The organism is Streptomyces sp. NPDC001868 (assembly GCF_040297125.1).
Taxonomy (GTDB): Bacteria; Actinomycetota; Actinomycetes; order Streptomycetales; family Streptomycetaceae; genus Streptomyces.
In genome coordinates this window covers 33,072-47,763 of sequence record NZ_JBEOYO010000012.1, presented here as the reverse complement: position 1 = coordinate 47,763, position 14,692 = coordinate 33,072, and the positions used below count along the sequence as shown (strand labels likewise).

Genomic DNA, 14,692 nt, shown 5'->3' with positions numbered 1-14,692 from the left:
GCGGCTGCGGGTGGGTGGTGGCTGGTCGCGCGGTTCCCCGCGCCCCTGGAGGGGCCTTCGGCCCTCAAGAGGCGCATCGCCGCCCTGTCGGCGCAGGTAAGCGACACCGGCCCCCGCTCGGCGGCAGGCGCCGGGTGCCGCACAATCGAAGGTCCCAGAACACCCGCCCCGCCCGGAGGGCAACCGTGCGTCGCCGTCTCATTCAGTCCACCCTCGCCGTCGTCCTCGTCGTCATCGCGGTCTTCGGTGTCTCCCTCGTCATCGTCGAGACCCGCACGATCAGCAACAGCGCCGAGGAACGCGTGGAGTCCGAGGCGGTCCAGCTGACGAGCATCGTGGACAGCCGGATCATCGGCGACGAACGGATCACGGCCGAGGTCCTCCGGGACCAGGTCGGCGACGAGCGCTACGCCCGGATCGAGATCCCCGGCCAGAACACCATCGAGATCGGCGAGAAGCCCGTCGGTGACGTCATCCGCCATGAGGCCAAGGGCGAGAAGGACGAGGTCGTCACGGTCGAGGAGTCCCGCTCGGCCGTCAGCCGCGAGGTCGGCCGTACGCTGCTGATCATCGCGGCGGTCGCCCTGCTCGCCGTCATCGCCGCCGTCCTCCTCGCGGTACGCCAGGCCAACCGCCTCGCCTCCCCCCTCACCGACCTCGCCGAGACCGCCGAACGGCTCGGCTCAGGCGACCCGCGCCCCCGCCACAAGCGGTACGGCGTCCCCGAGCTGGACCGGGTCGCGGACGTGCTGGACTCCTCCGCCGAGCGCATCGGCCGCATGCTGACCGCCGAGCGGCGCCTCGCGGCGGACGCGTCGCACCAGCTGCGTACGCCGCTGACCGCGCTGTCGATGCGGCTGGAGGAGATCACCCTCACCGACGACCTCGCCACGGTGAAGGAGGAGGCGCACATCGCGCTCACCCAGGTCGAGCGGCTCACGGACGTCGTGGAGCGGCTTCTCACCAACTCCCGCGACCCCCGCAACGGCTCCGCCGTCTCCTTCGAGCTCGACGAGGTCATCAAGCAGCAGCTGGAGGAGTGGCGGCCGGCCTACCGCAGCGCCGGGCGGGCCGTCGTCAGCTCCGGCAAGCGGCACCTTCAGGCCGTGGGCACGCCGGGCGCGGTCGCGCAGGTGCTGGCCGCGCTGATCGAGAACTCGCTGATGCACGGCGGTGGCACGGTGGCGCTGCGGACGCGGGTCACCGGGAACCAGGCGGTGATCGAGGTCACCGACGAGGGGCCCGGCGTTCCCGCCGACCTCGGGGCGCGGATCTTCGAGCGGGCGATCAGTGGGCGCAACTCGACGGGGATCGGGCTGGCGGTGGCGCGGGACCTCGCGGAGGCGGACGGGGGGCGGCTGGAGATGCTTCAGGCGCAGCCGCCGGTGTTCGGGTTGTTCCTGTCGCGGACGCCGGTACGGACGCCGTCCGGCGAGGACCGGCCGGTCAGGTAGGCCGGCGGTCGCTCGGCTCTCGGCGGTCGGCGGTCGGTGTGAGGGGGTTCGCGGATGCGTCGCGGCCTCCGGGCGTTCGTCGGCGACCGCGGGCCGGTGGGGCTTCTCGCGCAGTTCCCCGTGCCCCTGAAAAGCCGGGGGGTGCGCCGTTTGGAAAGCCGGGGCTGCGCCCGCCCGAAAAGCCGGGGCTGCGCCCCGCTGAGAAGCCGAGGGCGCGCCCAGCCTGAAAGCCGCGGGTGCGCCCAGTCTGGAAAGCCGGGGTGCGCCCCGCGTGGGAAGCCAGGGCTGTGGGCCCCGTGCCCCGTGCCCTTCTACGGCCTGTTGTTCGTTCGCTTCGCCGCACCCCCAGTGAGGGCGGGTGGGTGGGCAGCCCCCGTTTCGAGGAACGATTCCGCGTTTGCCACCGCCTCGCGAGCCGGGAGGGCCCGGAACACCCAGGTTCGGTACGACCAGAAGCGGAAGAGGGTGGCGACGCCGATGCCGAGGAACTTGAAGATGTTGGACTGCAGGGGGCTGTCCCAGCCGAAGCCGTACGTGGCGGTGTAGAGCACCCCGTTCTCGATCACCAGCCCGACCGCGCTGAACAGCAGGAACAGCGACATCTCCTTCGTACGGCCGCTCTTGTCACGGTCCCGGTACGTGAAGTAGCGGAACCCGACGTAGTTGAACGCGATGGCGACGACCGTGGCTATGACACTGGCCCGGACCACCTGGAGGTCGGTGGTGTGCCGCACGAGGTTGAAGACGGCGAGGTTCACCAGGAGCCCCGCACCGCCCACCGCGCCGAACTTGGCGACCTCCCGTACGAGCAGGTCGATCCGGCGGCGCAGGGCGCCGCGGGGCTTCGTATCAGGCCCCGAGGTGGTATTTCCCATCGTGTGCGGCCCCCGTCGTTCGGTCCGGTCGGTGTCGTGCCGGTGGTCAGCCGGTCGCTGCCCCGTCCGAAATGATCTGGTATGAGTTGATCTTCGGTCGAAATCCACTGGTTCAGCCATGCTAACCAGCGCCCCTGGGCAACGCCTGTGCGGGAGCTCACAGCCGGGATACGAGGGAGGTCCTGGGGCGGTCCAGTGGGGAAATGGGCGGGGAAATCGGGCACCCGGGAGTGGCCGATTCCGTGGCCGATACCCTGGGGGCGTGACGTTCCCGGTAGTCGGCATGGTCGGCGGGGGGCAGCTCGCTCGTATGACACACGAGGCGGGCATCCCGCTCGGCATCAGGTTCAAGCTCCTCAGTGACACCCCTCAGGATTCCGCGGCGCAGGTCGTCGGCGATGTCGTCATCGGCGACTACCGCGACCTCGACACGCTGCGTGCGTTCGCGCAGGGCTGCGACGTGATCACGTTCGATCACGAACATGTACCCACCGAGCATCTACGGGCGCTGGAGGCGGACGGCATCCCCGTACGCCCGGGCCCGGACGCGCTCCAGCACGCCCAGGACAAGGGGGTGATGCGCGCGAGGCTCGACGCGATCGGCGTGCCCTGTCCACGGCACCGCATCGTCGCGGACCCCGACGACGTGGCCGCTTTCGCCGCCGAGGGACTCCCCGAGGGCGCCGAGGGCGATGGGTTTCCGGTCATCCTCAAGACGGTCCGCGGCGGCTACGACGGCAAGGGCGTGTGGGTCGTCCGGTCCGTCGAGGACGCCGCCGAGCCCTTCCGGGCCGGTGTCCCGGTCCTCGCGGAGGAGAAGGTCGACTTCGTACGGGAGCTGGCCGCCAACGTCGTACGGTCGCCGCACGGCCAGGCCGTCGCGTACCCGGTCGTGGAGTCGCGGCAGGTGAACGGCGTCTGTGACACCGTGATCGCCCCGGCGCCCGACCTGGACGAAACGCTCGCGCTGCGCGCCGAGGAGATGGCCCTGCGCATCGCCAAGGAACTGGACGTCGTCGGCCATCTCGCCGTCGAGCTGTTCCAGACCCGCGACGGCCGCATCCTCGTCAACGAGCTGGCCATGCGCCCCCACAACTCCGGCCACTGGAGCCAGGACGGCGCGATCACCTCGCAGTTCGCCAACCACGTACGGGCCGTCCTCGACCTCCCGCTCGGCGACCCGCGCCCCCGCGCGAAGTGGACCGTCATGGTCAACGTCCTCGGCGGCGACTACCCCGACATGTACTCCGCGTACCTGCACTGCATGGCCCGCGACCCGCAGCTCAAGATCCACATGTACGGCAAGGACGTGAAGCCCGGCCGTAAGGTCGGTCATGTCAACACCTACGGCGACGACCTCGACGACGTGCTGGAGCGCGCCCGTCACGCCGCCGGCTATCTGAGAGGCACGATCACCGAATGAGCCCGGTCGTAGGAATCGTCATGGGGTCGGACTCCGACTGGCCCGTCATGGAGGCCGCCGCGGCGGCCCTCGACGAGTTCGAGATCGCGTACGAGGTCGATGTCGTCTCCGCCCACCGGATGCCGCGCGAGATGATCGCGTACGGCGAGGGGGCGGCCGACCGGGGCCTCAAGGTGATCATCGCGGGTGCGGGCGGCGCCGCCCATCTGCCCGGCATGCTCGCCTCCGTGACCCCGCTGCCGGTCATCGGTGTGCCCGTGCCGCTGAAGTACCTCGACGGCATGGACTCCCTGCTGTCGATCGTGCAGATGCCGGCCGGTGTGCCCGTCGCGACGGTCTCCGTCGCCGGGGCCCGCAACGCCGGTCTGCTGGCCGCGCGCATCCTCGCCACGCAGGACGAGGAACTTCTCGGCCGGATGCGGGAGTTCCAGCAGGAGCTGAACGACCAGGCCACCGAGAAGGGCAAGCGCCTGCGCACCAAGGTCGAGGGCGCGGGCAACGGCTTCGGCTTCGGGAAGTAGACGTAACGGAATGTCGGGGATCACGGGGGACACGGGGGGCATGAGTATGGGCATGGACATGGCATCGCTGGAGGCGGCTCGGGAGCTGCTGCGGGAGTTCCCGGTCGCGGACGGGCACAACGACCTGCCCTGGGCGCTGCGCGAGCAGGTCCGCTACGACCTGGGCGCGCGGGACATCGCCGTCGACCAGAGCGCCTTCCTCCACACCGACCTGGCGCGGCTGCGCGCGGGCGGGGTCGGCGCGCAGTTCTGGTCGGTGTACGTCCCCTCGCACGCCGACGCCCTGCCGAGCGCGGTCCCGGCCACCCTCGAACAGATCGACTGCGTACGGCAGTTGATCGACCGTTACCCCGCCGAGCTGCGGGCCGCGCTGACCGCCGCCGACATGGAGGCGGCCCGCGCCGAGGGCCGTGTCGCCTCCCTGATGGGCGCCGAGGGCGGCCACTCCATCGACAGCAGCCTCGCCACCCTGCGGGCGCTGTACGCGCTCGGCGTCCGCTATATGACGCTCACCCACAACGACAACATCCCCTGGGCGGACTCCGCGACGGACGAGCCGGCGGTCGGCGGTCTGTCCGCCTTCGGCCGGGCGGTCGTCCGGGAGATGAACCGCGAGGGCATGCTCGTCGACCTCTCGCACGTCGCCGCGACGACGATGCGCGACGCGCTGGACACCTCCGTCGCCCCGGTGATCTTCTCCCACTCCTCGTCGCGGGCCGTCTGCGACCACCCCCGCAACATCCCGGACGACGTCCTGGAGCGGCTCCCGGCCAACGGGGGAGTGGCGATGGTGACGTTCGTGCCGAAGTTCGTGCTCCAGGCCGCCGTCGACTGGACGGCCGCCGCCGACGAGAACATGCGGGCCCACGGCTTCCACCACCTCGACACCACCCCCGAGGGGATGGCGGTCCACCGTGCCTTCGAGGAGCGCACTCCGCGCCCGGTCGCCACGGTGTCCACGGTCGCCGACCATCTCGACCACATGCGCGAGGTCGCCGGCATCGACCACCTCGGCATCGGCGGCGACTACGACGGCACGGCCTTCACCCCGGACGGCCTGGGCGACGTCTCCTGCTACCCGAACCTGATCGCCGAGCTCCTCGACCGCGGCTGGTCCCGGCCCGACCTCGCCAAGCTGACCTGGCGGAACGCGGTCCGGGTGCTGGGCGCGGCGGAGGACGTGGCCCGGGACCTCCAGGCCCGCACGGGCCCGTCGAACGCGACGCCGGCGCAGCTGGACGGGTGACGCCGGGCGCCACCCGGACCACCACCGGACCGCCGCTCGTACGTCCCCCGGGCCTCACCCGGGTGGCGTACGGCGGCCCCGCCACGGCCGTACAACCCGAACGCCCCACCCACCAGGAAGGCGCGCGGCCCCCGTGCCACGGTGACGAGTACTGCGATCACCCAACGGCTACGGAGGTCCGCCATGGCAGATCTGCAGGACGAACTGCAAGCGGCGGGGGAGGCGGGGGAACTCGACACCCCGCCCACCACCGACACGAAGCGAAAGCCGAAACCGGGCCACCGGCCGCCGGACGAGGAGCCGATAGCCCCCGGCGGTGATCGGGCCGACGGCGGCAGCCGAGCCGACGGCAGTCGGACAAACGGCAGCCGCGCTTACGCCGGGCACACCGAGGCGACCGCCGACGCCCCCGTTGCCTCCCGCCCCGGCCGCGAGCGACCCGAGGCCGGGCAGGACCGGGGCCGCACCGCCGAGGACAGGACCGCCAAGCGCTCCGCGGCGACCGCTACAGCGGCGACTGCGACAGCGGCGACCACGACGGCCGAACCCGGCCTCACCGAACCCGGCCTCACCGAACCCGGCCTCACCGAGCCCGGCCTCGCCGAACCCGGCCTCACCGACCCCGATGCCGTAGAGCCCCCCTCCGAGCTGGACGAGGCCCACGCGTTCCTCGTCGCGCACCCCGTGGCCGACGGGTACAGCGGGCTGCCGTGGGTGTTGCGTCAGTTGCCCCGGTACGACCTGGAGCTGGGCGAGGGCGGGGTGGACACCGATGTGCCGCGGATGCGCAAGGGCCACATCGGGGCGCTGTTCTGGTCGCTGCACCTGCCGGAGGGTCTGACGGGTGAGCGGGCCGTCGGCGCCACGCTGGAGCAGCTGGACCTGGTCCGGACGGTCGTCCACGCCCACCCCGAGGGCCTGCGGCTCGTGCACAGCGCGGGGGAGACCACCGACGCCCGCAACTGCGGCCGTGTCGCCGTGCTGCTCGGCCCCGCCGGAGCCCCGGCGATCGGCGACTCCCTCGGTATCCTGCGCGCCCTGCACGGGCTCGGCCTCAAGGCCCTCACCTTGGCCGGCGCGTCCTGGGCGGGCGAGTCCGGGCTGAGCCGGTTCGGCGAGGAGGTGGTCCGCGAGATGAACCGCATCGGTGTCCTCGCCGACCTCTCCGGCGCCTCCGAGCCGACCGTCCGCCGGGCGCTCGCGGTCTCCCGCGCCCCGGTCGTGTGCACCCGCTCGGCGGCCGGCGCCCTGCGGTCCCACCCCGCCAACCTTTCCGACGACCTCCTCGCCGCGCTGGGCGAGGCCCGGGGCCTGTGCATGGTGCCGCTCACCGCCGAGCAGACCGGCCCGTCCGTCCGCGACGTCGCCGACCACCTCGACCACGTCCGCGCGATCGCCGGCCCCGAGTGCGTCGGCCTGTCCGGCACCTACGACTCCGGCGCCGCCCACCCCCGGGACCTCACCGACGCCTCCTGCTACCCCCACCTCGTCGCCGAACTGATGCACCGAGGCTGGTCCGAACCCGACCTCGCCCTCCTCACCTGGGGCAACGTCCAACGAGTCCTCCGCACGGCCGACTTCACGGCCAGAGCGGCGAAGGACCGCCGAGAGGCCTCGACGGCGAGAATCGCGGAGCTGGACGGATAGCCGTCACCCCGCGCCCCCTTTCAACCTGGGGGCGCGGGGACGCTTTTCAGCGGCGCGGGGAACTGCGCGACCAGCCACGACGAACCCGCAGCCGCCGAACCCACCCCGCGCCCCTCCCCCTACCGCGACCCACCCCTCACTCAGTCGCGGCAAAGACAGAACGGATGCCCCGCAGGATCCGCGTACACCCGGAACCCCCGCTCACGATCCGCCGCGTCCAGCACCGTCGCCCCCAACGCCAGCACCTGCTTCTCCGCCGCGTCCATGTCCTCCACACCGAGATCGAGATGGAACTGCTGCGACCGCTCAGGCGAGGGCCACTCGGGCGCCACGAACCCCGGCGCCCGCTGGAACGCCAGCCGCGCGCCCCCGCCCGGCACCTCCAGGTCCACCCACTCCCCCTCCCCGCTGACCTTCCCGCCGACCACCTCGGCGTAGAACCCGGCGAGGGCGGCCGGGTCGGGACAGTCCAGAACGACGACATCCAGCTTGGCGATGGCCATGGCCTTCTCCTTGCTCGTTCCTGCTCGCGTGTGCGGTTACCTCTAGAGCAGAGTAACCAGTAACGGTTACCTCATGCATCCCCATAAGAGGTAACGTCGCCGATGTGAGTGAGAGAGCATCCGCCCCCGGCGACCTGGCCCTCGTCGAGCGGCTGGTGAACACGCTGGACCTGGAGTCGGGCGCCGACGCCCTGGACACGCCGGAGGGCCGCGCCCGCCTGGACCTGGCGGCCGACGAGGACCTCACGGCCGTACGCGCGCTGCGGGAGTCCCTCCGGGCGGCCCTCCTCGCGCACGCCGGTCACGCACCGCACGGCCCGGTGACCCCGCTCGGCGATCTCCTGGCCGCCGCGCCCCTGATCGTCGCGGTCTCCGCCGAGGACGGCTCCGCGGCCCTGCGCCCCGCCGCCGACCCGGCCGCGCTCGTCTCCCGGGTGGCCGCGGCCGTCGCCGAGGCCCTCGCGGCGGGCACCTGGCAGCGTCTCAAGGCCTGTGAGGCCCCCGACTGCCACTGGGCGTACTACGACCGCAGCCCCGCCGGACGGGGCCGCTGGTGCTCGATGCAGGTGTGCGGCGCCCGCGCGAAGATGCGCCGCTACCGAGCGAAGTAAGCGCTTCGCCCCCGTCGGCCGCCGGAACGGTGGACAATATGAGAAGACGCCGTTCCGGCCGACTGAGCCTCGGCCGGAACGGCGTCACCTTCTGCTGCCATGAGGCACCCTCAGCAGGCTCCCCACCAGGCGCCCCTTGCGAGGCGTCCTACGCGGTCGGCCGCCCCATCGCCCGGTACGTCCACCCGGCCCGTCGCCACAGCTCCGGGTCCAGCGCGTTGCGCCCGTCCAGCACGAGCCGCGTCGACGCGACCTCGCCCAGCGCCGCCGGGTCCAGCTCACGGAACTCGCGCCACTCGGTCAGGTGCAGCACTATGTCGGCGCCCCGTACGGCCGCGAGCGCGGAGTCGGCGTATCCGAGCGTCGGGAAGAGGCGGCGGGCGTTGTCCATGCCCTTGGGGTCGTAGACGGTGACCTGGCCGCCCTGGAGGTGGATCTGCCCGGCCACGTTGAGGGCGGGGGAGTCGCGTACGTCGTCGGAGTCGGGCTTGAAGGTGGCGCCGAGCACGCCGACCCGCTTGCCCAGGAAGGACCCGCCGCCCAGCGCCTGCCGCGCCAGCTCCACCATCTGACCGCGCTGGCGCATGTTGATGGAGTCGATCTCGCGCAGGAACGTCAGCGCCTGGTCGGCGCCCAGCTCACCGGCGCGGGCCATGAACGCCCGGATGTCCTTCGGCAGACAGCCGCCGCCGAAGCCGATACCGGCCCGCAGGAACTTCTTGCCGATCCGGTCGTCGTGCCCGATGGCCTCCGCCAGCTTGGCGACATCGCCCCCGGCGGCCTCGCACACCTCGGCCATGGCGTTGATGAAGGAGATCTTCGTGGCGAGGAAGGAGTTCGCGGAGGTCTTCACCAGCTCGGCGGTCGGGAAGTCGGTGAGCACGAAGGGCGAGCCCTCGCCGACCGGCGTCGCGTACACCTCGCGCAGCAGCTTCTCGGCCTTCTCGCTGCGCACACCCACCACGATCCGGTCCGGGTGGAGCGTGTCGTTCACGGCGAAGCCCTCGCGCAGGAACTCCGGGTTCCAGGCCAGCTCGGCGTCCGCCCCGGCCGGCGCGTGCTCGGCGAGATAGGCGGCCAGCCGGTCGGCGGACCCCACCGGCACCGTCGACTTGCCGACCACCAGGGCCGGGCCCGTCAGATGCGGGGCGAGCGAGGCGAAGGCCGCGTCGACGTAACTCATGTCGCAGGCGTACTCGCCGTGCCGCTGCGGGGTGTTCACACAGACGAAGTGGACATCGCCGAAGGCCGCGACCTCGGCGTAGTCGGTCGTGAAGCGCAGCCGCCCGCTCGACCCCTCGATCCCGGCGACATGCTTGCGCAGCAGCTGCTCAAGACCCGGCTCGTACATCGGGACCTCGCCCCGCCGGAGCATGTCGATCTTCTCTTCGACGACATCGAGCCCGAGCACCTCGAACCCCAGCTCGGCCATGGCCGCGGCGTGGGTGGCGCCGAGATAGCCGGTGCCGATCACGGTGATCTTGAGGGCCATGGGGTGCTCCTGGGATGTCCGGCCGGCGATTGTGCACGCGTGCACAACCGATGTGCACGCGTGCACGTGAGCATAGTCGGGGCGTGTTCGAGCCCTTCACCGGGCAGATTCCCCGAGGGTTCGCGGCCCTGTCGTCAAACTCACGTCCCCGTCGCACGGGCAGGCCACTAAAATTGGGTTACTTAACGGTAGTTAGCGTCAGGAGCGTGAGAGACCTTGGCCGGATCGGCTGATTTCGACCTGTACCGCCCGTCCGAGGAGCACGACATGCTCCGTGACGCGATCCGTTCCCTCGCCGAGGCGAAGATCGCGCCCTACGCCGCCGCCGTGGACGAGGAGGCCCGCTTCCCGCAGGAGGCGCTGGACGCGCTGGTCGCCAACGACCTGCACGCCGTCCATGTCCCCGAGGAGTACGGCGGCGCCGGCGCCGACGCGCTCGCCACGGTCATCGTGATCGAGGAGGTGGCCCGCGCCTGTGTGTCCTCCTCCCTGATCCCGGCCGTCAACAAGCTCGGCTCGCTGCCCGTGATCCTCTCCGGCTCCGAGGAGCTGAAGAAGAAGTACCTGGGCCCGCTCGCCAAGGGCGACGCGATGTTCTCGTACTGTCTCTCCGAGCCGGACGCGGGCTCCGACGCGGCCGGGATGAAGACCCGCGCGGTCCGCGACGGCGACCACTGGATCCTCAACGGCGTGAAGCGCTGGATCACCAACGCGGGCGTCTCCGACTACTACACGGTCATGGCCGTCACGGACCCGGAGAAGCGTTCCAAGGGAATCTCCGCCTTCGTCGTCGAGAAGTCCGACGAGGGTGTCTCCTTCGGCGCCCCGGAGAAGAAGCTCGGCATCAAGGGCTCCCCGACCCGCGAGGTCTACCTCGACAACGTCCGCATCCCCGCCGACCGCATCATCGGCGAGGAGGGCACCGGCTTCGCCACGGCGATGAAGACCCTGGACCACACCCGCATCACCATCGCCGCCCAGGCCCTCGGTGTCGCCCAGGGCGCCCTCGACTACGCCAAGGGCTATGTCCAGGAGCGCAAGCAGTTCGGCAAGCCGATCGCCGACTTCCAGGGCATCCAGTTCATGCTGGCCGACATGGCCATGAAGGTCGAGGCCGCCCGCGCCCTGACGTACCAGGCGGCGGCGAAGTCCGAGCGCGGCGACAAGGACCTCACCTTCCAGGGCGCCGCCGCCAAGTGCTTCGCCTCCGACGTCGCCATGGAGGTCACCACGGACGCCGTCCAGCTCCTCGGCGGGTACGGCTACACCCGTGACTACCCGGTCGAGCGCATGATGCGCGACGCCAAGATCACGCAGATCTACGAGGGCACCAACCAGGTCCAGCGCATCGTCATGGCCCGCAACCTGCCGTAACCCCTTCGGCGCAATCCGTGCACAGCCCCCGGCATCCCGCCGGGGGCTGTTGTCGTACGGGACGGATGGGGCGGATTGTTTCCGTCCGCCCGATGGCGGGCGGGGGCCGGGAGGCGTAGGACGGAAGTGCGCGGGGCCCGCCCCCGGACCCCGCTCCCACCCCGCCCCCAGGAGGAGCCATGCAGCAGAACGCCGGAGCCATGACCGCGATGAGCAAGGAGATGCAGGACTGCGTCAACGCCTGCATGACGTGCCACGGCGTGTGCGAGGAGACCATGAGCTCCTGCATGCAGGCCGGCGGCCAGGCCCAGATGCAGATCATGCGCGCCCTGATGGACTGCGCCGAGATGACCCGTATGTGCGCGGACATGATGATGCGCCGCTCGCCGCTGTCCGCCGAGATGTGCGCGATGTGCGCCCGCGCCTGTGACATGTGCGCCGAGGCGTGTATGTCCATGCCGGACGATCAGCAGATGATGCGATGTGCCGAGGCGTGTCGCCGCTGCTCCGAGACGTGCCGGACGATGGCGGGCGCGACCGCCTGACCCGCACGGAACGAGCGAGGGGCACCCCGTCACCAGGGTGCCCCTCAGCCGTGCCGTGCCGTGTCGTGCGGTGCGGTGCGGGTCAGTTGCCCGTCACCGTCACCGTCTCGTCGTTCTTCAACTGCTCCACCAGCTGCTTCACCTTCGCGGTGTCCCACTGGAGGTTGCCGTTGCCGGCGTTGCCCGAGATCGGCATGTTCATGGACTTGCCGTCGCCGCCGGTCACGCCCTTCATCGCCCAGAACATGTCGGCCAGGTCGAACAGGCTCATGTCCTTGTCGACGATCAGGGTGTCCAGGCCGGCGCTCATCGTCGGGTACAGCTTGAACGGGTTCAGCACCGTGCTCGGCGTCGCCGTCTGGCTGGCGAGGGCCGCGAGGAACTTCTGCTGGTTCTTCGTACGGTCCAGGTCGCTGCGCGCGAGGGCGTAGCGGGTGCGGACGAAGGCGAGGGACTGCTCGCCGTTCAGCGTCTGCTTGCCCGCCTCGAAGTCGGCACCGGACTTGGTGTCCTTCAGACCGCCCTTGGGGATGTCGATCTCCACGCCGCCGACCGCGTCGACGATGTTCGCGAAGCCCGCGAAGCCGATCTCCACATAGTGGTCGATGTGCAGCCCCGTGTTGGCCTCGACGGTACGGACCAGCAGCTCGGGCCCGTCCTCCGCGTACGCCGCGTTCAGCTTCACCTGGCGGCCGGTGCCCTTGAAGGTCTTGCCGGACTCGGAGCCGACGAACGTCGGGATCTCGACGTTGGAGTCACGGGGCAGGGATATGAGCGTCGGGCCGTTGGAGCCGGTGTGCAGGATCATCATCGAGTCCGTGCGCTTGCCGTCGGCGGACCCGGTGTGGAGCTCCTTCTTCTGCTCGTCGGACAGGCCCTCACGGCTGTCGGAGCCGACGATCAGGTAGTTGGTGCCCTCGCCCGCCTCCGGCCGCTCGATGACCTTCGACAGGTCGACCTCGCGGTTCAGCTTGGAGTCGGCCCAGAAGTACGTGCCGATCGTCGTCGCGAGCACCACCACGGTGACCGTGATCGCCGTCACCTTGATGCGGCGCCGCCAGTTCGGCGCGGGGCGCTCACCCCGGCCACCGCCGTAGCCGTCACCGCCGGCGCCGCCGGAGCCGTACACCTGGCCGGTGTTGTAGTCGCTGTTGTAGCCGCCGCCGTACTGGTCGGGGCCGTTGTTGCCGTAGCCGTCACCGTACGGGTCGCCGTACGACGGCTGCTGGGGCACGCCACCCTGAGGGGGTGCCGACGGGCCGCGACGGACCTGGCGCATCACACGCGGTCCATCGGGCTGGGCGTAGTCGCCGCCGCGGTTGTTGCCGGACCATCCCTCGGGCCAATCGTTCATGCGCCCCAGTGTGCCGGGTCGGGCTGTGCCCTTTACAAGGGTCGATGAAAAACAAAGGCAGGGCTGTTGCGAAGCCGACACAAATTGCACGGTTTTGTAGGGGGCCGGGCGCCTATTGATCTGGGGGGAGCGGTTTGAGGGCGCGTGCGGGTTGTGTTTGGTTGCTCGCGCAGTTCCCCGCGCCCCTTAAGGGGCGCAGCTCCTACGGGGCGCAGGACACCTGGTCGCCCCGGACTACCCCCGACTCACCCTCTTCCGGGTCCTCGGCCCGGACCCGGCGGACCTCCTTGAAGTCCGTGCCGGCGATCACCTTCAGGGTGGGGCCCTGGGCGCGGACCGGGCGGAGTTCCGAGCCCGGGAGGGCGGTGGCCAGGGACTGGGCGGAGCGGTCCCAGCGGGGGTCGTAGACGACGACGGTGCGGCGGATGTTCGGCCGCTCGGCGTTCACCGGGGTCTTCGTGGTGCGGAAGCCGGTGGCGGCCAGCTCGCGGTCCATCTTCTTGCCGAGGCCGGGTACGGCGGTGCCGTTCTCGACCTGGACGCGGATCTGCTGGGGGGCCACGTCGACGAGGGCGTAGGTGCCGCGTGTCTTGTAGGGGGCGAGGGGCCGGTCGTCGCGCAGGGCCTCGAAGAGGCGGGCGGACTTGGCGTCGTCCCACTTCAGGGTCGAGCCGATGCCCTTCACCGCGTACCCCATGCGCCCGATGGGCACGGTGGTGAACTCGGACGAGGCGGGCGTGAGGTTCCGCATGGCCCGGCCGAGGTCGATCAGCTCGCCGGTGCCGAACTCCTTGTCGGCGCGGACGGAGCCGAGGACGGCCTGCGTGATGTCACGGAACTTCATCGGGTTGAGCAGCACACCGGAGGAGGTGGCCTGGGACATCAGGGCCGCCATGAAGCGCTGCTGGCGCTTCATCCGGCCGAGGTCGGAGGAGCCGTCGGCGTGCCGGGAGCGCACGAACTGCAGGGCCTCGCCGCCGTCCAGCTCATGGGTGCCGGCGGCGAGGTCGAGGCCCGTGTACGGGTCCTTGAGGGGGCGGCTGGTGCAGATCTCGACGCCGCCGAGGACGTCGACGGTCCGCATGAAGCTGGTGAAGTCGACCTCGACGTAGTGGTCGATCTTCACCTTGGTCATGTGCTCGACCGTGCGCACGGTGAGCTGCGGGCCGCCCTCCGCGTATGCCGCGTTCAGCTTGACCGGGTGGGCCGGACGGTCCTTCCCGGTGGCGCGGTCGGTGTGGGCCGGGACCTCGGCGTACGAGTCGCGCGGCAGGCTCACGATGCTCGCGCGCTCCCGGTCCTCGGAGATGTGCACGATCATCATCGTGTCCGTGCAGTGGCAGGGGGCGCCGCCCAGCCGGTACTTCCGCCGCTCCTCCTCGCTGATCCGGTCGCGGCCGTCGGTGCCGACCAGCAGGACGTTCATGCCGTGGCCCGCCTCGGGACGGTTCTTCATGTCCTTGAAGGCGTCGACCCGGGTGATCTCGCCGTCCAGCCGGGTCACCACCGCGTGCCCGATGCCCGCGGCGGCCAGTACCACCACCGAGAGCGTGGTCACCGCCCGCATGGCCCAGCTCCGCCGCCGGGGACGGACAGGAGGCCGGGGCTGCTGCGGGCGGGCTGGGCGGCGGGGCGGTGTGGACACGG

General features: G+C 71.1%; 12 protein-coding genes and 1 pseudogene. 8 read left to right on the top strand and 5 right to left on the bottom strand.

From position 1 onward, the window contains the following. Positions 1–185: 185 nt before the first annotated feature. On the top strand, positions 186–1,454 hold the full coding sequence (locus ABT147_RS16590; protein WP_351406446.1) for a sensor histidine kinase: 1,269 nt from the start codon (positions 186–188) through the stop codon (positions 1,452–1,454). 311 nt (positions 1,455–1,765) lie between these two features. On the opposite strand, the gene ABT147_RS16585 is transcribed toward ABT147_RS16590, so the two are convergent. Then, on the bottom strand, positions 1,766–2,329 hold the full coding sequence (locus ABT147_RS16585; RefSeq protein WP_351406443.1) for a GtrA family protein: 564 nt from the start codon (positions 2,327–2,329) through the stop codon (positions 1,766–1,768). A 262-nt stretch (positions 2,330–2,591) separates the two neighbouring features. Here ABT147_RS16585 and ABT147_RS16580 point away from each other — a divergent pair, with 262 nt between their 5' ends. The 4 genes and pseudogenes from ABT147_RS16580 to ABT147_RS16565 form a co-directional block, all read left to right on the top strand. Then, positions 2,592–3,752 carry a 5-(carboxyamino)imidazole ribonucleotide synthase gene (locus ABT147_RS16580; RefSeq protein ID WP_351406441.1) on the top strand — a complete coding sequence of 387 codons (1,161 nt, stop codon included), beginning with the start codon at positions 2,592–2,594 and terminating at the stop codon, positions 3,750–3,752. Further along, complete coding sequence (gene purE / locus ABT147_RS16575; RefSeq protein ID WP_351406439.1) at positions 3,749–4,273, top strand: 5-(carboxyamino)imidazole ribonucleotide mutase; 525 nt, start codon at positions 3,749–3,751, stop codon at positions 4,271–4,273. The genes ABT147_RS16580 and purE overlap by 4 nt, the downstream gene beginning before the upstream one ends. Before the next feature lie 58 nt (positions 4,274–4,331). Further along, the gene (locus ABT147_RS16570; protein WP_351406725.1) at positions 4,332–5,519 is read left to right on the top strand and encodes a dipeptidase; all 1,188 of its coding nucleotides are present in this window, start codon (positions 4,332–4,334) and stop codon (positions 5,517–5,519) included. Positions 5,520–6,056: 537 nt separating this feature from the next. Continuing rightward, a pseudogene (locus ABT147_RS16565) lies at positions 6,057–7,166 on the top strand (dipeptidase); the annotation flags it as partial. A gap of 140 nt (positions 7,167–7,306) precedes the next feature. Here the strand turns inward: ABT147_RS16565 and ABT147_RS16560 are convergent. Next, complete coding sequence (locus tag ABT147_RS16560) at positions 7,307–7,669, bottom strand: VOC family protein (RefSeq protein ID WP_351406437.1); 363 nt, start codon at positions 7,667–7,669, stop codon at positions 7,307–7,309. Between the two features lie 104 nt (positions 7,670–7,773). Between ABT147_RS16560 and ABT147_RS16555 the strand changes: the two genes are divergently transcribed. Beyond that, positions 7,774–8,280: a CGNR zinc finger domain-containing protein gene (locus tag ABT147_RS16555; RefSeq protein ID WP_351406435.1), complete on the top strand. Its 507-nt coding sequence runs from the start codon at positions 7,774–7,776 to the stop codon at positions 8,278–8,280. Positions 8,281–8,428: 148 nt separating this feature from the next. Here the strand turns inward: ABT147_RS16555 and ABT147_RS16550 are convergent, their stop codons facing one another. After that, complete coding sequence (locus ABT147_RS16550; RefSeq protein ID WP_351406433.1) at positions 8,429–9,772, bottom strand: UDP-glucose dehydrogenase family protein; 1,344 nt, start codon at positions 9,770–9,772, stop codon at positions 8,429–8,431. A 216-nt stretch (positions 9,773–9,988) separates the two neighbouring features. On the opposite strand from ABT147_RS16550, the gene ABT147_RS16545 reads away from it, so the two are divergent. Both ABT147_RS16545 and ABT147_RS16540 read left to right on the top strand, forming a co-directional pair. Continuing rightward, a complete protein-coding gene (locus ABT147_RS16545; RefSeq protein ID WP_351406430.1) occupies positions 9,989–11,146 on the top strand; it encodes an acyl-CoA dehydrogenase in 1,158 nt (385 codons plus the stop codon). 179 nt (positions 11,147–11,325) lie between these two features. Beyond that, complete coding sequence (locus ABT147_RS16540) at positions 11,326–11,691, top strand: four-helix bundle copper-binding protein (RefSeq protein ID WP_351406428.1); 366 nt, start codon at positions 11,326–11,328, stop codon at positions 11,689–11,691. 82 nt (positions 11,692–11,773) lie between these two features. On the opposite strand, the gene ABT147_RS16535 is transcribed toward ABT147_RS16540, so the two are convergent. Together ABT147_RS16535 and ABT147_RS16530 are read right to left on the bottom strand one after the other, a co-directional pair. Continuing rightward, positions 11,774–13,045, bottom strand: a complete 1,272-nt coding sequence (locus ABT147_RS16535) for an LCP family protein (protein WP_351406426.1) — start codon at positions 13,043–13,045, stop codon at positions 11,774–11,776. Between the two features lie 202 nt (positions 13,046–13,247). Continuing rightward, positions 13,248–14,690 (bottom strand): LCP family protein, encoded by a 1,443-nt coding sequence (locus ABT147_RS16530; RefSeq protein WP_502983096.1) that lies wholly within the window; start codon positions 14,688–14,690, stop codon positions 13,248–13,250. Between the last annotated feature and the right edge of the window lie 2 nt (positions 14,691–14,692).

Coding starts and splice junctions, on each gene's coding strand:
- ABT147_RS16535 (WP_351406426.1), bottom strand. CDS start 13,045: ATGAACGATTGGCCCGAGGGATGGTCCGGCAACAACCGCGGCGGCGAC.
- ABT147_RS16560 (WP_351406437.1), bottom strand. CDS start 7,669: ATGGCCATCGCCAAGCTGGATGTCGTCGTTCTGGACTGTCCCGACCCG.
- ABT147_RS16585 (WP_351406443.1), bottom strand. CDS start 2,329: ATGGGAAATACCACCTCGGGGCCTGATACGAAGCCCCGCGGCGCCCTG.
- purE (WP_351406439.1), top strand. CDS start 3,749: ATGAGCCCGGTCGTAGGAATCGTCATGGGGTCGGACTCCGACTGGCCC.
- ABT147_RS16550 (WP_351406433.1), bottom strand. CDS start 9,772: ATGGCCCTCAAGATCACCGTGATCGGCACCGGCTATCTCGGCGCCACC.
- ABT147_RS16540 (WP_351406428.1), top strand. CDS start 11,326: ATGCAGCAGAACGCCGGAGCCATGACCGCGATGAGCAAGGAGATGCAG.
- ABT147_RS16570 (WP_351406725.1), top strand. CDS start 4,332: ATGGCATCGCTGGAGGCGGCTCGGGAGCTGCTGCGGGAGTTCCCGGTC.